The sequence below is a fragment of the Streptomyces sp. NPDC045955 genome, from assembly GCF_056430805.1.
Genome location: NZ_JBWKKY010000028.1, coordinates 1 through 18,446, shown reverse-complemented (window position 1 = coordinate 18,446; position 18,446 = coordinate 1). Strand labels below are relative to the sequence as shown.

The 18,446-nt window shown below is 69.3% G+C and carries 12 protein-coding genes, 2 pseudogenes and 1 CRISPR repeat array; of the genes and pseudogenes, 10 read left to right on the top strand and 4 right to left on the bottom strand.

Annotation, left to right across the window (positions count from 1 at the left end; translation table 11 throughout):
* Position 1: 1 nt before the first annotated feature.
* From cas6e to AC07F0_RS35950, 5 genes and pseudogenes are all read left to right on the top strand, one after another.
* Positions 2-787, top strand: coding sequence for a type I-E CRISPR-associated protein Cas6/Cse3/CasE (gene cas6e / locus AC07F0_RS35970; protein ID WP_478984141.1), 786 nt, complete (start codon positions 2-4; stop codon positions 785-787).
* Entirely contained in the window at positions 780-1,763 is a 984-nt protein-coding gene (cas1e, locus tag AC07F0_RS35965) for a type I-E CRISPR-associated endonuclease Cas1e (RefSeq protein ID WP_478984138.1), read from the top strand. Before cas6e ends, cas1e begins: the two co-directional genes overlap by 8 nt.
* Positions 1,760-2,104, top strand: a complete 345-nt coding sequence (cas2e, locus tag AC07F0_RS35960) for a type I-E CRISPR-associated endoribonuclease Cas2e (RefSeq protein ID WP_436727313.1) — start codon at positions 1,760-1,762, stop codon at positions 2,102-2,104. Before cas1e ends, cas2e begins: the two co-directional genes overlap by 4 nt.
* 21 nt (positions 2,105-2,125) lie before the next feature.
* A CRISPR array of direct repeats spans positions 2,126-3,007; the repeat unit is 28 nt; unit sequence GTCGTCCCCGCGCCCGCGGGGGTAGCTC.
* A 412-nt stretch (positions 3,008-3,419) separates the two neighbouring features.
* Positions 3,420-4,104: pseudogene (locus AC07F0_RS35955) on the top strand (IS5 family transposase); the annotation flags it as partial.
* Between the two features lie 120 nt (positions 4,105-4,224).
* Entirely contained in the window at positions 4,225-5,193 is a 969-nt protein-coding gene (locus AC07F0_RS35950; protein WP_478984136.1) for an IS481 family transposase, read from the top strand.
* A gap of 141 nt (positions 5,194-5,334) precedes the next feature.
* On the opposite strand, the pseudogene AC07F0_RS35945 reads toward AC07F0_RS35950, so the two are convergent.
* Positions 5,335-5,415 (bottom strand): annotated as a pseudogene (locus AC07F0_RS35945) (peptidase inhibitor family I36 protein); the annotation flags it as partial.
* Positions 5,416-5,729: 314 nt separating this feature from the next.
* Between AC07F0_RS35945 and AC07F0_RS35940 the strand changes: the two are divergent.
* Positions 5,730-6,005: a Tn3 family transposase gene (locus tag AC07F0_RS35940; protein WP_478984218.1), complete on the top strand. Its 276-nt coding sequence runs from the start codon at positions 5,730-5,732 to the stop codon at positions 6,003-6,005.
* Positions 6,006-6,311: 306 nt separating this feature from the next.
* On the opposite strand, the gene AC07F0_RS35935 is transcribed toward AC07F0_RS35940, so the two are convergent.
* Both AC07F0_RS35935 and AC07F0_RS35930 read right to left on the bottom strand, forming a co-directional pair.
* Positions 6,312-6,710 carry a hypothetical protein gene (locus tag AC07F0_RS35935; RefSeq protein ID WP_478984134.1) on the bottom strand — a complete coding sequence of 133 codons (399 nt, stop codon included), beginning with the start codon at positions 6,708-6,710 and terminating at the stop codon, positions 6,312-6,314.
* Positions 6,711-7,773: 1,063 nt separating this feature from the next.
* Positions 7,774-9,891: an NACHT domain-containing protein gene (locus tag AC07F0_RS35930; RefSeq protein WP_478984132.1), complete on the bottom strand. Its 2,118-nt coding sequence runs from the start codon at positions 9,889-9,891 to the stop codon at positions 7,774-7,776.
* A 1,096-nt stretch (positions 9,892-10,987) separates the two neighbouring features.
* Here AC07F0_RS35930 and AC07F0_RS35925 point away from each other — a divergent pair.
* The 4 genes from AC07F0_RS35925 (at position 10,988) to AC07F0_RS35910 (ending at position 17,945) form a co-directional block, all read left to right on the top strand.
* Complete coding sequence (locus AC07F0_RS35925) at positions 10,988-13,945, top strand: tetratricopeptide repeat protein (RefSeq protein ID WP_478984131.1); 2,958 nt, start codon at positions 10,988-10,990, stop codon at positions 13,943-13,945.
* A gap of 3 nt (positions 13,946-13,948) precedes the next feature.
* Positions 13,949-14,896: a hypothetical protein gene (locus AC07F0_RS35920; RefSeq protein WP_478984129.1), complete on the top strand. Its 948-nt coding sequence runs from the start codon at positions 13,949-13,951 to the stop codon at positions 14,894-14,896.
* The gene (locus tag AC07F0_RS35915; RefSeq protein WP_478984127.1) at positions 14,893-16,170 is read left to right on the top strand and encodes a hypothetical protein; all 1,278 of its coding nucleotides are present in this window, start codon (positions 14,893-14,895) and stop codon (positions 16,168-16,170) included. Before AC07F0_RS35920 ends, AC07F0_RS35915 begins: the two co-directional genes overlap by 4 nt.
* A 1,547-nt stretch (positions 16,171-17,717) precedes the next feature.
* Positions 17,718-17,945, top strand: a complete 228-nt coding sequence (locus AC07F0_RS35910) for a hypothetical protein (protein WP_478984125.1) — start codon at positions 17,718-17,720, stop codon at positions 17,943-17,945.
* 310 nt (positions 17,946-18,255) lie between these two features.
* On the opposite strand, the gene AC07F0_RS35905 is transcribed toward AC07F0_RS35910, so the two are convergent.
* On the bottom strand, positions 18,256-18,446 hold a 191-nt coding region (locus AC07F0_RS35905), incomplete at its 5' end, for a hypothetical protein (protein WP_478984124.1).

Here is an 18,446-nt window from a genome sequence, read left to right as displayed (position 1 = left end):
CATGCCCTACCTGTCGAAGATCGCCCTCAACCCGCGCCGCCGCGCCGCCGTGGCCCTGCTCTCCAGTCCGCACCGCCTGCACGCCGCCATCCTGTCCGGACTGGCCGTGCAGCCTGTCACCGAGCGTGTCCTGTGGCGCCTGGACAGCAACACCCCGCATCGGGCCGAAATCCTCGTCCTCACCGGGAGCCGCCCCTCCTGGGCCCACCTCGTCGACGACGCAGGCTGGCCCGGAGCCGACGGAGGCGCCCCACTCGTTGCCGACTACACTCCCCTGCTGGAACGCCTCGTCCGCGGCCGCGAGTTCGGCTTCCGTCTCACCGCCAACCCCGTCCAAAACGTCCCCCGGCCCAGCCGGCCGAGCGAACAGCAGGCCACCCGCCTGAAGGAAGAGGCCGACAACGGCAGCCGGCACCGAGGCTTCCGCGTCGCCCACCGCACCACCGCCCAGCAACTCCAATGGCTCCTCAAGCGATGCGAACGCCACGGCTTCAGCATCCCCGACGCCACCGCCACACCCCCCGCCCCCGGCCTGCAGACCGAGGGCGAGGACCTGTCCGCCGGGCCCGCAGTGACCATCGTCAGCCGCGACATCCTCCGCTTCCGCAAGCGCCCCGAAGGCCCCCGCGTCACCCTTTCCACCGCAACCTTTGAAGGACGCCTCCGCGTCGCCGACCCCGACACACTGCGCGCCTCCCTACTCGGCGGCATCGGCCCCGCCAAGGGCTACGGACAGGGCCTGCTCACCCTCGCCCCGCTCCACACCACCGAGGCAGACCATGGCTGAACCCTGGTGGCGGACAAGGTCGCAGGACCTCCACCGGCTCGAGGACCGCATCACCAGCCTCTACGCCGAGCGCTGCCACATCGACCGGGACGACAACGCCATCGTCCTGATCAACAAGGCACGCACCGTCCACGTCCCGGCTGCCTGGCTCGCCGTCCTCCTCATCGGACCCGGCAGCCGGATCACCCACCCCGCCATCACCCTGCTCGCCGACTCCGGCACCGCCGTGTGTTGGGTCGGCGAGCAGGGCGTGCGCCTTTATGCCACCGGCACCAGCACCGCGCGCGGCTCCCAGCTCCAGCTCCGCCAAGCCTGGCTGGTCACCCGCCCCAAAGAACGCGTCGCCGTCGCTCGCCGCATGTATGACATGCGCTTCCCCGGCGAGGACACCACCGGCCTGACGCTCCAGCAGCTCCGTGGCCGCGAGGGCACCCGCATCCGCCGGCTCTACACCCAGCACGCCGAACGGACCGGGGTGCCCTGGACCAAACGCGACTACAAGCCAGGCGACGCCTTCGCCGCCGGCGACGACGTCAACAGGCTCCTGTCCGCCGCCAACTCGGCCCTCTACGGTATCTGCCACGCCGCCGTCACCGGACTGGGCGCCAGCCCTGCCCTCGGCTTCGTCCACACAGGCAACGCGCTCTCCTTCGTTCTGGACATCGCCGACCTCTACAAGGCCGAGTTCACCATCCCCCTCGCCTTCGACCTCGCCGCGCAAGGCCTCACCTCGGAACGCGACGCACGTACCGCTCTGCGGGACGCCGCCGTGCGGGGCAAACTCCTGCCCCGCATCGTTGCCGACATCAAACAACTCCTCGTCCCCGATGGTGGCGACCTGCCGGATGAGGACCTCGGCGCCCTATGGGACGACGGCGACACCGTCGTCAGCGGCGGCCGCAACTGGAGCGCCACCCACCACCTCGACGTCATCCCGGAACCCACCGATCGCACCCCCGCGGAGACGGCCCCGTGAGCGCCGGAACGACCGTGGTCGTGCTCATCGCGGCCCCGCCCGGGCTCCGCGGACACCTCACCCGCTGGCTCGTCGAAGTGGCCGCAGGCGTCTACGTCGGCAACCCCAATCCCCGGATCCGTGAACACCTCTGGAACATCCTCGCCGAACGCATCCACGACGGCCAGGTCGTCATGATCGAACCAGCGACCACGGAGCAGGGCTGGTCCGCCCGCACCGCCGGCCGCGACCGCTGGACCCCCGTCGACTTCGACGGCCTTACCCTCATCGCCCGCCCACGCCAGAGCGGACAGCCCTGGCGGCCCGCGAACGAGGCGATACAAAATGGAAAGATCACCTGACAACACCCCAGGTCACGAAGTGTCGTCCCCGCGCCCGCGGGGGTAGCTCCATCTACGCCTCGATGCGGTACGCCCTCTCCCGGTCGTCCCCGCGCCCGCGGGGGTAGCTCCTCCGCGATGGGGTCGCGGGGTGCGTAGTGGTGGTCGTCCCCGCGCCCGCGGGGGTAGCTCGTCCGTCACCGACGCGCAGGGCTGGCAGACCGTGTCGTCCCCGCGCCCGCGGGCGTAGCTCCACCAGCGGCCAGGCGGTAGAGGATGAGCCCCCGTCGTCCCCGCGCCCGCGGGGGTAGCTCCTCCGTCACCGGCCAGCACTACATCGCCGCCGCGTCGTCCCCGCGCCCGCGGGGGTAGCTCGCTGCCGTCCGTCGGCGACCTTGCCGTTCGGCTGTCGTCCCCGCGCCCGCGGGGGTAGCTCCTGCACCCTCGACTACGCGAAGGAGGACTGACGGTCGTCCCCGCGCCCGCGGGGGTAGCTCGTGCACCCGCGCCCGGTAGCAGTCAGTAGTGCTGTCGTCCCCGCGCCCGCGGGGGTAGCTCCAGACTCCGCGTAACGCTGTCGTCGTAGCGGCCGTCGTCCCCGCGCCCGCGGGGGTAGCTCCTCCCGGAACCACCTGACATGCGGCTTCACGTCGTCGTCCCCGCGCCCGCGGGGGTAGCTCTCCGACCGGCACGTAGCCGGACGGCAGGGTCTGGTCGTCCCCGCGCCCGCGGGGGTAGCTCCTCGGCGTTCACCCTCAGACCGTTCGCCTCGCCGTCGTCCCCGCGCCCGCGGGGGTAGCTCGACCGCGAACAACGCCCTCACCGCCGACCAGGTGTCGTCCCCGCGCCCGCGGGGGTAGCTCCCAGAACCAGATCCGCCCGGTCGAACAGGCCGCGCCGTCCCCGCGCCTGCGGGGGTAGCTCCCGGCCGGACCAGGGAGTCCCTCTTCCCCGTGCCCGCTGACCCGCACCTGCGGGTACGGCTGACCACCGCGCGCGCAGTGCTGGACTTAGGCGAGGACGTTGTGGCCCTGTCCGCCGCCGGGTGCACCTACGAGTTCGCCCCCCAAAGCCGAGTCGGTGCTGCGCCTGCTGGTCGACGGCCGCACCGTCGAGCTGGCCACGCTCGCCGGACACGGCCGGCCTGGGCCTGGAGGACGTCGCCGGGCTGGTCCAGGGAGCTCGTCGCCTGCCTCGGTTGGTGGCGTGGCGTCGACCAACCGTCGGCAGGGGTTAGGCCCTCGCCCAGTCGAGTCCGAGGTCTGCCAGCTGCTGGAGCTTGTCGGGGGTGAGTTTGGCGCGTCTGGTCTTGGTGTTGCTCAGGAACACCCCAAACGGCAACTGGCGAGGGGTCTACAACCGGCTGCGGATGTGGGCCGTCGATGGCACCTGGGAGCGGGTGTTCACGGCTCTGGTGGCACAGGCCGACGCGGAGGAGGACCTCACCTGGGCCGTCTCGGTCGACTCCACGATCGTGCGGGCCCACCAGCACGCGGCCGGGGCCCGCAAAAAGGGGCCCCGGCCGGAGAACCCGGCGACCATGCCATCGGCCGCTCCCGCGGCGGACTGACCACAAAGATCCACCTCGCCGCCGATGCCCGCTGCCGGCCCCTCTCGTTCGTTCTCACGGCCGGACAAGCCGGTGATGCACCTGCCTTCACCGAGGTCATGGCCCGCCTGCGCGTTCCCCGTCGGCGAGGCCGACCTCGCACCAGGCCGGACCTGGTCCTGGCCGACAAGGCGTACTCCTCCCGCGCGATCCGCGAGCACCTGCGCAAGCGCGGCATCCGGGCAGTGATCCCCGTCCCCGCAGACCAGCGCAGCCACCGGCCCCGTGGGGCAGCGGGGGCGGCAGGCCACCAGCCTTCGACCGCGAGACCTACAAGCAGCGCAACACCGTCGAGCGGTGCATCAACCGCCTCAAGCAGTGGCGCGGCATCGCCACCCGCTACGAGAAGACCGCCACCATCTACCTGGCCGGACTCCACATGGCGGGCATCTTCCTCTGGTCCGCCCGATGATCCAAACGAAACCGCCTAGCCGTATTGATCAGGAGCGTTGTTAACACTGGCCGGGCTTGATCATGGCGAAGGCCCCCGTGTGTGGTGGAGGTGTCGAATCTTCACCGCACGGAGGCCTTCGTGTTCCACCGTAATGCCCGGCTGACCGTTCACGGCAGGCGGCTGCTGGTCGAACGTGTCCGCACCGGACGCCCTGTCGCCCATGTAGCCGCCGAGATGGGCATCTCCCGCGTCACCGCGCACAAGTGGATGCGCCGCTGGCGGGCTGAAGGCGAGCAAGGACTGCACGATCGGTCCAGCCGTCCGCGCACGACACCGCACCGTACGGCCGGGGCGATCGAGGCCCGCGTGTGCCGTCTTCGGCAGGACCGCAAGCTCGGCCCGGCCCGCATCGGTCCGATCCTGGACCTGCCCGCCTCGACCGTCCACCGCATCCTGGTCCGCCACGGCCTGAACCGCCTGGCCTTCCTGGACCGGCCCACCGGCCAGATCATCCGCCGCTACGAACACGCCCGCCCCGGCGAGCTGGTCCACGTCGACGTCAAGAAACTCGGCCGCATCCCTGACGGCGGCGGCCACAAAGTCCTCGGCCGACAAGCCGGCCGCGCCCGGCGCACCAGCATGGGCTTCGACTACGTCCACTCCGCCGTCGACGACCACTCCCGCCTCGCCTACAGCGAGATCCACGGCGACGAGAAGGCCGCCACCTGCGCAGACCTCCTGCGCCGGGCCGCAGCCTTCTTCGCCACCTGCGGCATCAGCCGCATCGAGCGGGTCCTGACCGACAATGCCTGGCCCTACCGCAAGAGCTTCGCCTGGCAGCAGGCCCTGGCCGACCTCGGCGCGACCGGCAAGCTCACCCGCGCCTACCGGCCGCAGACCAACGGCAAGGTCGAACGCTTCAACCGCACCCTGCTCGACGAATGGGCCTACCAGCGGCCCTACACCAGCAACACCGAACGCACCGCGGCTCTGACAGACTTCCTGCACACCTACAACCACCACCGCTGCCACACCGCACTCGGCGGCCAGCCACCCATCACCCGCGTGAACAACCCTGCGGGTCAATACAGCGGGTCTGGTCGTTGAGGTTGTTGCCGCGCAGGTCGTGGATGGAGCCGCCGCTGCGGGTGATGCACACGTGCCGGCCGCTGTGGTTGCGTTTCTCGTATACGCGGCGGGGCGGTCGGAGTTGTTGCGGATGGAGCTGCCGCGGTCGCGGATCGCGGTGGGGAGGTCCTTCACGCTGCCGTCGACGGCGCGCCGCACCCAGGGCTGGCCGCCGAAGTTGATCTCGGGGTAGATGCACACGTAGCCAGACGGGCAGTCGCCGCCCGTGCCGAGAGGGCCTCGGCGGAAGCGGAGTGGGTCAGCGGAAGAAGGGCCAAGGCAGCGGTGGCCCCAGCACGCATTACGTTTTTGATCACGGCACTACACGTACTGGTGACCAGGACCCCAGCGGACAGGCTTGCCCTGGGTTCATTCCGGTGGCGGAGCGCAGGAGCGGACTCGCCACGATTCTCGGTCGCCGTGGAGGGTGACCGCCAGCGGGCTCGTGGACGCGATGGACGCGATCAGCCGTCTGTGGCGATCCTCGGCCGCCCCGAAGAGCGTCCGCCAGCTCGCTGTTCAACGCCTTGCTCACGAACGCGGTGATCTTCCACAACGCCCTGGGCATCGCGGAGATCGTGCGTCAGCTACTGGAGGAGGGATGGGAGATCGACCCGGAGGACCTGGCGCACATCTCGCCATACCTGACGGAGCACAGCAACCGGTTCGGCGAATACTCCACGCACGAACTCGGCATCCAGCCCGAGGTGCACGACCCGAAGCTCGACGTCGACTTCACCCCGCTGCGCGAGCAGGACCTGACCGCCGTCGGCCTCGGCCAGGCCGCCTGACCTGCCGGAGCCTTCGCCGTGTCGTGCTGGCCGTACAGTCGAAGCGGCGCCCGAAGCCACCTCGTATGGCTTCGGGCGTCGCTTTTTCGTGGTGCGGTGTCAGGCGTGGGCGGAAGCGATGTAGCGCCGGACGGCGACCATGAGGCCGAAGGCCAGGATGAGACTGGCTGGATGGGATCCGTCGAGGACGGTCAGCATCGAAAGGGCCCTGCCTTCATGTGCGTACACCCGAGAGCTCACCCTGGCGGCAAACCCGTTCGTCCTGCACGCTCCATGACGGGTTGGGACACGAACTCCGGATCACGTTCAGCAGTTGGGGATCGTCCCGGAACCGACCCTGACGTTGCCGGAGTAGATCCAGCCCTTGGCCCAGCTGGCCTCGTTCGGATCGGTGTAGTACCAGGTGTTGCCCGAGTCGGGGTTGCGGTACTTACACACAGCCCACAACAGCGTGGACACATCCATGTCATCCCACCCGATGAACGAGCAGCTCGCAGCCGGCCCGTACCTCAGGCTGATCTCTTTGGTGGTCGTGAGGCTCACGCCGGTGGTGCTCTTGGTGGGGTTCCAGTCGCAGTTCACGGCTGCGGGAGCCGGGGGCGCGGACATGGTGTCCGCCTGAGCCGCTGCTGACGCTGACGGCATCATCGCGAAGGCTGCCGCGGTCGCAGCGATGGCCACTCCGAGTCCTTTGAACAGTTGCAAGAGCTCCTCCTTCATAATCCTGCTGGCGCCCGCCAAGCAGGACAAAACGGATGTCATCCACACGTCGCGGATCGACGGTTGTAGGTCAGGATCAGCCCGCTGTGTGGAGAGTGATTCATCGACGCAACGGGCTGTGACGACCGTTTGGCCAGCCAGACACCACACAGGCTGCTGGCCATCGACAGGTGAAGCAATGAAAGCCGGCTGTCCCGGACAGTTCGCCGACTGTCCGGGCTGGTCCGGGCCTTGTTCGGACCTTGTCCCGGACAGGGCTGCCGCAGGTTCCGCCAGCTTCGGTGTCCAGCCGGGTGGCGGTCTTGTCGTGGTAGCCCCCGGGCTATCGCGATAACGGTGGCTGGGGCCTGAAGGACGAGTTGGCGGACTGCGGAAATCCTTCAGCGCTGTGTAGGGACGCGGTTCATCGGCTGCCCTGGCCGGCGGCCAAGGAAGCGCTACCGGGTACTTCGGCTGCTGACGTAGGGCAGGTGCCGACGGGGACGAGACCGACGACGGCGGGGATGAGTGCCGCAGGCCCGTACGGTCGAACGGGCGTCCGAAGCCACCTCCTAGGCGGGCACCGACTGGTACGACGAGGTCGCGGCGGGCTGGGCAGCACACCAGCGCGCTGAGGCGAGAAGTGGCGTATCCCGGAGGGCGCGCTGTTCCGTACTCACTGCAGGCGGTGGGTCGACGGCGCCGGCCTGCCCCCAGACGATCGCGCACTCCGGGGCCCCTGCGGGCTCTCTCCCTCTCCTCGCCCGCGATGACGGACTTCTACCAGCTCCACCACCACGACAGGGACAACTCTCAACCGGAGGGCACGCAAGGAGCGTGACTTCATCAGCCAGCACGGAGAGACCCCGGCGCGGTGGCCGGGCCGGGAACACGCTGACGGTGTACTCGAAACCGGCCAGCCGGCCTTGAGGCGGTCAGCACCTCGCGCAACGCGCCCCTCACCAAGCCTCAAAATGATCAGCCCTCATTCCGTCCTGATCGTGGTGAAGTCCTCCTCATGGTGGATGGCGCAGGAGCCCGGGTGCGGGGTCACAGGTGTTCAAGCCTGCTACTGAGCGAGGTGGCGCTGCAGTTCGACGTGCCGGAATTGATACACCGCCCCGACTTGGCGCAGCACGCCCCGGTATTCGTGTGCGTCTTGCAGGAATGCCATCAGATCCCGCGGGACTTTGCGGTGTACTGTCAGATAGGCCTTGGCCATCGCGAAGTACGGCCAGGCTGTGTTTCTGAGGCCGAATGCGAGCCCGAACGCGAACCCATTCGCGAGGCCGAATGCGAGCCCGAATGCCAGCCCATTCGCGAGGCCGAATGCGAGACCGAACGTGAGGCCAGCCGCGAGTCCGACTGGGAGAACGACCACGAGCCCGAACGCGATGAAGTTCCGGCGATCTGCTGAGAGCAGCGCGGCAGGGGCGGCGTTGATGGGCCGGTCAGGTTTCTCAGGCCTGAGTCCGAGCGCAAGCCCGAACGCGAAAAGGGTCAGGAGCCCGGTCAGGAGCCCGGCCACGAGCTCGCCCGTGAGGCCGGCCGCAAGCCCGGCCGCGAGCCCGAGTACGAGAATGGGCACGAGAACGAACACGAGGTGGTTCGCGTTATTGCGGGGTGACCAGCGCAGCCGTGTACTCGGTGCAGGTATTCCCCTGCTCGTTCCGATCGCGGCCAGCGCGAGCCCGGCCATGAGTCCGCCCGCGAGCCCGAACTCGAGCCCGGACCCGAGCCCATCTATGAGCCCCGTCATGAGTCCGCCCGCGAACCCGAACGCGAGTCCGCCCGCGAACCCGCCCGCGAGCCAGGCGGCCAGGTAGACGTTCATGGGGAGAACCTGGGGGAGTTCCCACCAGGCCAGGTCGGGGCTGCCCCCGCGGTGTGTCTGCAGGAACCGGGCGAGAAAGGTCAGGGTGTGGTGGGCTTGTTCGGGGGTCCAGCGGGGCGGGCGGGGGCTGTGGGGGGTGTAGGCGGCGGGGATGAAGGCGTTGAACAGGTGGGTGTTCATGGCGGCGGGCTCGGGGAAGGCCGTGGTGTCGCAGAGTTCGTCCGGGTGGGGAGCCGCTGACTCGGGGGCGGTGTGGGGGCGGGGGTTGTAGATGGTGCGGGCCAGAAACAGACCCAACGGGGTACTGAGCGTGTGCCCGACCACGGCGTCGGTGCCCAGCCGTGAGATCACCTCATCCCACCGTGCGGCGGCGGGGGTGTCCGGACCGCCAGCATCCCGGCGCAGGTAGACGGCTGCCTGCTCAGCGGAGATCGGCAGCAGTTGGATGGCGGCGGCGCCGTTGAGGCGCACCGTGGTGCCCGGGCGGTTCAGGGCAGCCCGGTAGAGGTCAGTGCGGCTGGTCAGGACCAGGGGCTGTTTGGCAGACAGGGCCCGGTTGAGGGCATCCAACGCCGCCGGGTGCAGATCGGGCGGGAGTTCGTCAAAGCCGTCGAGCAGGGGCAGGATGCGGCCAGTGTCCAGCAGCGCCCGGGCCAGGTCCCCGGGCCCGTGAACGGGAGTGGTGACCTGGGTGGGAGCGGGGTCGCGAAGGGCACGATAATCGCGCCGCAACTGATCGGCCAGCCACATTCTCAACGGCTGGTGGGGGTTCCAAGAAGCCAGGGAGAACAGCACGGGTACCGGGTCGCCGTCGATTCGGCGTTCGATGAGGTCCTGAAGCAGCCGAATCAGAAGCACGCTCTTACCCGCCCCTGGTTCTCCCAGGATCACCAGCCGCCGGGTCGGCACCCGGTCGGCGAACACCGTGCCGATCTGTGAATCCTGGCCGGCCAGTCCGGCGGACTCCGATGGCCACTGGGCGAGGTCGCCGGGCGGCCCGCCAGGCCAGGCTTGGGCCAGATCCTTGAGGCGCGGCCACGGCTCGGCCAACTCAGCGTCGGCGGCCCGCCAGGCTACGGGGAGCGGATAGGGGTCGTAGACCCGGGAGACCGTCTCCTTGTCCCATTGGGCCTTGACGGCCGTGGCCAGTCGGTCGGCGACCGTGTCCAGAGTGGCGGCGCTGGCACGGAAGGACTTCCAGGCGATGCGGAGCCCCTCCCAGGCCATGTACGTCGGCGCCAGACTCGCCACCACTGGCGCCGCGGTCTCGGCCATCCCCAGATCGAATCGCCAGGCCAGCACCAGCGGTCCGGCGACCCCCAACACGACCAGCAGCAGGTACAGTCCGCCCACACGCCCCGGCGTCCAGCCAGGCCCCCCACGTCCCATAACAGGTCATCCTGCCGTATCTCATGCAGCGCAGAGCAGCGATCAACAACAAAGGCACCGGTGAACGCCATCGTGGCCCAGAGGCCAGCAGCAGGAAACAGAACCTGCGCGTCATGGTGCTGGTCGGCGCGGACAGCTCCAGCTCTCGCTGCTGGCTGTCGTGGGCACGGGCTGTTTCTCCGAGCGTGGTGTAGGCGTGGCTGAGGTGCACGTGGTGCTTCTGCTCGGAGTAGGTCAGCCAGGTGTCCGACCGTTCGCTTTCGGGGAGCCGGTTCATGAGGGCGTCGGCGGCCCCAGCGCGGCGCGAGCCTGCTCTGGCTCGTGGTTGAGGGCGTAGGCGCGGGCGGCGACGGCGGCCGCCGACTGTCACTCGCTCATGGGCTCTGCGGGAGCACCCCCGCGTCGGCGGGGAGGGCCAGGAGGCCGGCGAGCAGGAGAGCGCGTTCCTCGGAACACCCCCGCGTCGGCGGGAAGGACCTCTTGAGCACGGCCAAGGCCCGGCTCACGGTCGGAACACCCCCGCGTCGGCGGGGAGGACGAACCAGACTCACCGTGGCCGATGGCGCTGTACGGAACACCTCCGCGTGGGGAACCGACAGAATACTGCGGCTTGCTGAAACGCGGCTCATGCTGTGTGGAGGCCCCGCGATAAGGCGTTGAGATTCCCGGGAAAACCTCCGTCTTGCTTGCGGCTCTCCTCAGGGCCCCCGGCTCATCGTTTGATGCGGCCGCGGACGGCGAGGACTGCGAGGCCGAGCAGGACCGGCTCGGCCAGGCGGGAGGCCATCTCGATGTAGGTGCCGGCGGTCGTACGCGGCCCGCGCCTCTGCGGGGCGACGCATCCTGCCGCACCGGGCTATGGCTCGCTGGCCGGTTCAGACGGGTGGAACCGCGGGTGACCGCCCAGTCCGATCGACGGCTGCCTCACGCCACGCGCCACCTGCTTGCCCGGCACGCCTCTTCCTGCGTCCCGGCCGGGTCGGAGCGCGGCTGCGCTCGGCTGGAAGCCGAGTGGCGGGAACAGGGAACACGGTCACGGTCTCACCAGTAGGCTGGACGTATGCAGACGCCGGCCGATTTGCTGGGGGGCCTCTTCGCCAGCGCCGATGCAGTGTCCAGCTTCGAAGGCCCGTCAGGGCGGCTGGGAGACCTCGACATTCTGGAGGTCCGCCGCGGCGGAATGGGCGAGGTGCTGATATGCCGTAGCCGGGAGGCGGGCGAGGCGGACGGCGGAGCCATCGCGTGCAAGACGTTCCAGCGCCGCTTCTTCTTCTCGCCGGAGGTGCGCGTCGCCTACCTGCGCGAGGTGCGCCTGTGGTCCCGGCTTGCCGGGGTCGCGCACATCATGCCCGTGCTGGGGTTCCAGCAGGTCGAGGACCGCCCCTTCGTGCTGATGCCGGCCGTGCTGGGCGGTGTGAGCTCCCTGCGCGACGTCATCGCCCAGCGGTGCCGGGACCCTTGGCAGGCAGCGTTCCTGGCGGCACAGGTCGCGCTCGGCATGCAGTTGGCCGGAGAGAGGGTCGCCGGGCTCGTCCACGGCGATCTCAAGCCGGAGAACGTGCTGCTCGCCGGTGATGTCGTCTTCATCTCCGACTTCGGGCTGGCCCGCGCGGCCGACGAGGCCCACGTCATGGCCGGCACCCCGGCCTATCGCTCGCCGGAGTTGCGGGCCGACCCGGCCGCAGCCGGGGTGGCGTCGGATATCTACGCGTTCGGCGTTCTGTTCTGGGAGTTGCTCACCGGTCGGCTCTGGCAGGAGGGAGGTCCCACGGCGGAGCCCGGTCCCGGTCCCGGCCCCGCCGCTCTCGCCTCTCTCGCCCGAACCTGCCTCGCGGACGAACCCGCCGGGCGCCCGGCCTCGTTCGCGCAGATCTATCTCGACATCCTCAGGACGGCCGGGCGCCACGCCCCCGGTCTCACCACACGGATCATGGACGTCAGCGCATGCGTCCAGCTCCAACTCGACGCTGCAGCACCGAGTCTGAGCGAGTCCCGTCTGGAGAGCCTGTTCGGGCTCCAGGAGTACGCCCTGACGATCGAGGAGGCCGACGCGCTGCCGACGCATCTGGTGACACCGGCCGTCCTCGCGTGCCGGGGACACGCGTTGTCCCTGACAGGGCGGGACGACGAGGCCATCGCCGACTTCGACCGCGCCCTTCAAGGGGCAGCCCGCCCGGCCGTCCGGCTCTCGTGCCAGAACGGCAAGGGGCTGTCGCTCAAACGTCTCGGCCGTTACGACGAGGCGATCGACCTGCTGCGCCGCACGGTGGCCGAGCAGAACGAGGAGGCCGGGCGAGCGGCCGTACTGATGAACCTCGCCACGGTGTACATGGAGCGCGGAGACCACGACGACGCGCTCCCGTTGCTCCTTCAGGCCTCCCGGTTGATGCCGCGCAGTTATGAGATCTGGGCCAACCTCGGTCAGGCCTACGAGGGAACCGGCGACTACGCTGCGGCGGAGACCGTCTACCGGCACGCCGTTCAGCTGGCGCCGCACGAGATGGTCCCCGCCATGCGACTGGCGGCGGTCTGCATGGACCATCTGGGCTCGACCGCCGTCGCCTGGGCCGTGCTGGAGCAACTGGGCCGACAGGGGCAAACCAGTCCGGAGTGGGCGGCTCGCCTCTGGGCCTGTCTGCTGGCCGACGGCGACAATGCCGAGGACGCTGCTGCCTTCGCGACTCGGGTGCGCGAGGCCTGGCCGGAGGCCGCCGAGGCCATCACAGCGGAAGCGCACCGGCTCGCCGCAGTCCTCGCGGCAACGGCAGGGCCTCCACGGGGCGGCAGTCCGCCCACGGGGCATCCCCCGGCCCTGGCCGCCGAACTGAGCGACAGCTACCGCCCCCTGCGCGACATCCTTCCGCCCGGCTTCGAGGTGACCGAGGGGAGACCGGGCGAGCCCGATCCCCTCAGTGATCCCGGCATCGCCGAGGGCTACGCGGCCGCCCGCGACGGTCGGCTGTTTCTCGGCGTACGTGTCCATGTGGACCGCGGCTTCTACTCCTTCGACTTCTTCGGGCCGCCGGAGCATCCCGACTACCTCGACCGCCTGGCCCACTCACTGACTCGGCTCAGCGCCGTCATGGGGACGGTGGGGCCGTCCTGCCGGCGTCGGGAGACCCCGCCGTTCTACCACCGCTGCCCCGCCTGCGGCGTACTCGTGCTGACCGACCGCAGCCCCGGCGTGGCGCTGCGCTGCCGTAGCTGTGCCGTGAGCGCGCCGACACGGCCATTACACACGCCGGAGTTCGACGGGTTCGTCCGCACCGCCGCCGAGCGGCTCGGCCGTACCGTCGTCGAGGTGTCCGGGGTGGCCCAGCTGTTCCTGGCTGAGGTGCCCGACGACCGGCTCGCCGAGCCGATGACGGTCCTGGCCGCGCGCCTCGGGTTCGAGCCGGTCGACATGGATACCCCGGCTCCGCAGTCGCTGCTGGCCGAAGTCCGCTCGACGCGGTTCCCCACGTTCGGGAACCGACGGATCCTGGCTTTCGGCAAGACCGCTGACGCGGGCGTCCTGACCTACGTCGGCGGGGGCACCCCGGACCTCGAGGAACTGGAGTTCACGCTGCGCGCCACCACCGGACTGACGGCCTCCGCCTCGGCTCACTACGACCCTCGCGGCGGGAGTCTCATGGACATGACGTTCACCGGCCGTCATGAGGATCTTCTTGCCGACCTGCGGGCCAAGGCGGCGGCCGACCCGCACGATCGGGTCCTGAGGCGGTCGCTCGCCTGGCAGTGCATCGCCATGGGACGGCTGGACGAGGCGGCCGAGGCGGCTCGTTTGTGCGTGGAACGGTGGCCCGAGGATGCCGCGTCGTGGCTGGCGTGGGCCGGGGCGCAACGAGAGGCTGGTGACCCCGCCGGCGCGATCGAGGCGGTCCGGCGGTCCTTGGCCCTGGACCCCGTACAGCCGCGCGCTTTCGGCCTGCTCGCCCAGTGCCATGCCGACCTCGGTGAGTCGGAGGCGGCCCGCGCGGCGCTCCTGCAAGGACTCGGGCTCGGAGGAGGTGTCTGATCGATGGATCCGATGATAGTGCGCACCGTCGTCACCGCGGGCTCCGCACTGTCGAGGTTCGCCGTCCGAGCCACCCTGGGCTCCGACCGGCGACGTGCGCTCGACGGCGTCTACCGGCGCGCCATCGAGCGTGCGGTCGAGGAGGTCTCGGCGGACGAGGGGATCACGGACTTCGATCTGGTGCACGCGGTGAGCCTGCTGGAACAGATGGTGAGCGCCGCCGCCGACGGGGACCTGCCGCTGCTGGCACCCGAGGAGGTTGACCACGGCGCGCGTGCCCACCGATGGCGGGAGATCGCCACGCACCAGGGCCTGGACTCGGACACCTTCCCGCTTCCGTTCGACAAGCTCGTCGACCGGCTGCTGCACGTCGTCGCCGAGGAAGCGCTGGACACGGCCGTGGACGGCAACGGCAACCCTCTGTTCCCCGCAGTCGCCGCCGCGCACCTCGTCGACCTACGCCGCAGCGTGCGCATGCTGGCGCGCACCATCGGGCCGGACGGCCAGCTGCGTGAGGCCCTGCGGGCTGCGTACGAGGCATGCCGAGAACGCGATCGCATGCTGCTCACCCCCGATGTGCTCCTTGCCCTGCTTCACCTGCCCGACCACTCGGTGACCAGCTGCTTCGAGGCGGCCAGACCGGGCGTCACGCCCAGACTGACCAGGTCGTTGCGGCGCTTCCAGGACACTCCCGTCGAGCCGTTCCGCCCCTTCGAATGGGTCGAGCGGGCCGAGATGCGGCAGGCACAGACGTACGCCTGGGCGCACGGCGCCGCCACGGTCAGCGGCCCGCTGCTGCTGCTCGGCCTTCTCGACACTCCCTCGAACACACGGGACGCCCTCGTCGCCAGCCTCGGCGACAGCGTCGCCGTGCTGCGCCACACCGCACTGAGCAGGATGAGTCCGGTTGTCCGGCAACGGACGCCGGGCATCACCTTCGAGGACGAATGAGTCTCCACGAGATGTGGCGGACCGCCGCCGCCGACAACCCGGAGGCCCGGGCCTATCTGGCCGGATACGAGCGCGAGCGGTTCCGGGCCCAAGCGGCCGCCGCCGTGACGGCCGTGCGGCAAGCGCCGGCCCCACCGCCCGACGAGACCGACACAGGGCCTTCCTTCGCCTTCGAGTTCGAGCTACGGCCAGGTGCCTCGCTGGTCTGGAAGTTGGCGGAGGGTCCGCACCAGCGAACCGATCTGTACAGGATGCTGGCATCCGTGCATCCGCAGCAGTACCGCCCGGCACTCGTCCGATCGCTCGTGGACCTGGCGTTCCGGCTGGAGGAGGAAGGTGACGCTCAGGCGGCGGTGGCCCAACTCGACGAAGCGCTTGAGCAGGCTCGTCAGCTCACCGGACCGGACGGGGACACCACAGTCGCGCGGTGCCTGTACGAACGCAGCCGAATGGCGCTGGGGCTCCATGGCTTCGACGAGGCCCTGCGGGGTCTTAGGGAAGCGGCCACCCTCCCGGCCCCCGACCTCGAGGTGGTGACCGCCTGTGCACGGATGCGGTCGACGATCCTGGATCCGTACATCGCTCTTGCCGTGCACGAGGGGAAGCGGACCGAGGCGATGTCGCTGCTCACGGAGTACACAGAGGTGCTGCGCGGCCTGTCCGAGCAGGACTCCACTGAACTGCCTGCATTGGCGCGGGCGTTGAACAGTCTCGGCGGTCTGCGCTTCGAGGACGACCAGGCAGCGGGACGGGCCGCCGTGGTGGAGGCCGTCGCGATCCGCCGGGAGCTCGTGAAGGCCGACCCGGGGACGCACCTGCCCGGGCTGGCGGCGGCGCTGAACAACCTCGGGTTCCTCAGCCTGCGGCAGCGTGACCTCGCCACGGCCCGAACGAGCCTGGCCGAGGCGGTCTCCATTCGTCGGGGCCTGGCGGCGGAGGCCTTCCACGACCACGGTACGACGCTGCTGCGGTCGCTCAACAACCTGGTGTTCGTGCTGTTCGACGAAGGACCGACACGGCAGAGCGAGCTACTCGACGCCACCGATCAGGCGCGGGCGACGGCTGAGCGCCTTGCCGCCGACGACGTGGGTGCACGACCCGACGTCGCCATGGCGCTGCTGCACTTCGCCCAGGCCCGCTTGCTGTCCGGACGAGAACTCGATGAGGCCGCCGCCGCGGTCGACAGGCTGTTGTCGGCCTACGGCGCGGAGGCATCGGCGATCGGTGTACTTCCTCAGGCGACCGCCATGAGGGACCTGCTCGCCACCCGCTGAACCCGCCAACGCCCTTCGCCGTACGGCCAGCCCGGCCCCGGCCGTGACTCTCGTACCGCCGACGCAACGAGCCGGCCCTGAAGTCGACCGCTCAGGTCCCGGTGCACGCCGTGCCCCGTCTCGTGGCGGCCGTCCGCTGCCTGGCGACCGCCCCCGGTGCGCTTCGTAGAGCACGAACTACGGCGGCGGCTGCCTCTGCTGCACGGCGGCAAGGGCTCCATACTCGCTCATGGTGGTGCCCAAGGCGTTGACCGGAGCCCCCCCCCGCGACGGCGGGGAGGACGACGGCGCGACCCTGCAGTGCACCTGCCAGGAGTGCGCTCAGCGCCTGTTCGACCCGTGAAGCCAAGGCCAGCGACCAGGAGATTGACTAACCGGAAGAGAATCACCGCATCGGGCGTCCCGCAGATGGTTCTCCTCCTCGAAGTCCCAACGGGCCCGGCTGGGCCCGTGCATCGCCGCCGCGTATCGCCGGGGACGGAGATTCCGTGCTCCGTCTCGATGCCCATTACTCGCCGTACGGTCCTCCTCCAGCAGCGTCTAGACCTCGATCAGGTCCTCCGGCTCCCACTCCTGCGGCACCCCGCGCTCCCTCCGGTCGTCATGACCGGACCAACCTCGCCGAGCACGGCCCCCCGATGAGGCCAGAAGATCAAAAGCCCCGACAAGCGCACCCCAGATCCGCTACTGAGAGCTACTTGTCACTTCGCCGTAGCTTCGGGAGAAAAAGGCCGTCAAGGGCGGCATCGGAAAGCGGGGAACTTCCAGGCCCACCCCGGCAGTACCTTGACCGTGGCGCCCCGCCGCGACCCCTGATCGCCTTCCCCGCAGTGAACACCGGTTCCATCCGGTACCTCGCAGGTCCAATTCTATGGCCCGGTGCCAGTGGGATCGCAATTATTGCGGCTGCCAGGCCGATGTCAAGTCACGAATGTCCGTCTATTTCCACTCGCTCGCCGATGAGTGACGGTGGTCTCACGTTGCTCCGGAAGGAGCCGACTCCCGAAAAGGAGATCAATATGACTACTGCCGCCCGGCGAAAATTCCCCGCCTCATCTGCGCATCCTGCATTGCCACTGGGCTACTCGTCTCCGCCGGAGCCATCACCCTGCTATGGCCGGCCCCCAGCCGCCTGCAGGTGTATCTACTGAGGCAACAGCCCAGAAAGGCGAGCCAGTCCCCCCGGTCGGTGACGGCCAACAAATTGCCGATGAGTCAGGCAACGTCGTGTCGCTCATCGATGAAGAGGCCCCCTGCAGACCGGATCGCGTCACCGTATACATAGGTGAGACATTTTCGACCGCTGGTGGCTGCCGTTGAAAGCTCGTTGAGTGAAAGATCTCAGCAATCTTCGGCTGCCATGTCATCTTCGCCGACATGGCGTGGAAATCGCTCCATTCGTCATATCTGCGATGCCCAATGCTGACGATCTCACCGTTCTCGCAGCGTGCACACGGAGCGTCTCATCCAGTCACAGGGTCAGGCGCCAAACTTGAAATCCGTTCTTTGGTTGGACTCTCTGTCTGGCCGCTTTGAAGGGAGTAGCCATGACCGGCCTGCTCGTCACCCTGATCATCCTCTACTACGTCGGCATCATCGGCGGCGCCATCTACTGGAAGAAGCCGAAGATCCTTTGGGGCCTGGCCCTCCCGCTGCTTCCCTGGATCCTGATCTTCTGGCTCTTCACCGCCTCCGCTGGAGCGGCCCTCAAACAGGAGACCGGCTACAAGGCCGACGGCTCCCGAGCTTACCCGTACTGGGTCCGCAGGGACTGAAACAAACCAAGCCTTCTCACGGCATGGGGCGAGCCGTGAGAGGGCGTTTGGTGTAGGCGGATTGCCGTTTCGACGTGGCGTTCCCCGACGACGCCCCCGCCCGCCTGGACGCTGCCGAGGCCCCGGGGCGGGCGGCCTGACGTGGAGCTCCACATCGACATCCGCCTGGCTGCTGGAGCGCCAGGCGGAGGTGCCGCCCAAGCACCCCGAAGTCCACGACTTCTCCAACTCGTGGCCGCCATCGCCCGCCACCGCGTCAACACCCCGCAGGTCGGCGTGACTGTCGACAACGCCTGACGCGCGGCCGCCCTCATGCACGCCGTTCGGGCTGGCTCATGATGAGTTTGCCGCCGCCGGCCAGCACCCGCGCGGTGTGGCTCGCCAGAGACGTGACCAATGGACGCTGAGCTTGTCGTTTAACGTCCAGCGTCGAACGCGGCTCGAACTTGATCAGCGTTCTCGCAGTTCGGCGGACGTGTAAGCGGCCTTCGTCTGATCCTG

Bases quoted from the DNA above. Each gene is read 5' to 3' on its own strand.
- cas6e (WP_478984141.1), top strand. From the start codon at position 2: ATGCCCTACCTGTCGAAGATCGCCCTCAACCCGCGCCGCCGCGCCGCC.
- cas1e (WP_478984138.1), top strand. From the start codon at position 780: ATGGCTGAACCCTGGTGGCGGACAAGGTCGCAGGACCTCCACCGGCTC.
- AC07F0_RS35925 (WP_478984131.1), top strand. From the start codon at position 10,988: ATGCAGACGCCGGCCGATTTGCTGGGGGGCCTCTTCGCCAGCGCCGAT.
- AC07F0_RS35920 (WP_478984129.1), top strand. From the start codon at position 13,949: ATGGATCCGATGATAGTGCGCACCGTCGTCACCGCGGGCTCCGCACTG.
- AC07F0_RS35915 (WP_478984127.1), top strand. From the start codon at position 14,893: ATGAGTCTCCACGAGATGTGGCGGACCGCCGCCGCCGACAACCCGGAG.
- AC07F0_RS35910 (WP_478984125.1), top strand. From the start codon at position 17,718: ATGACCGGCCTGCTCGTCACCCTGATCATCCTCTACTACGTCGGCATC.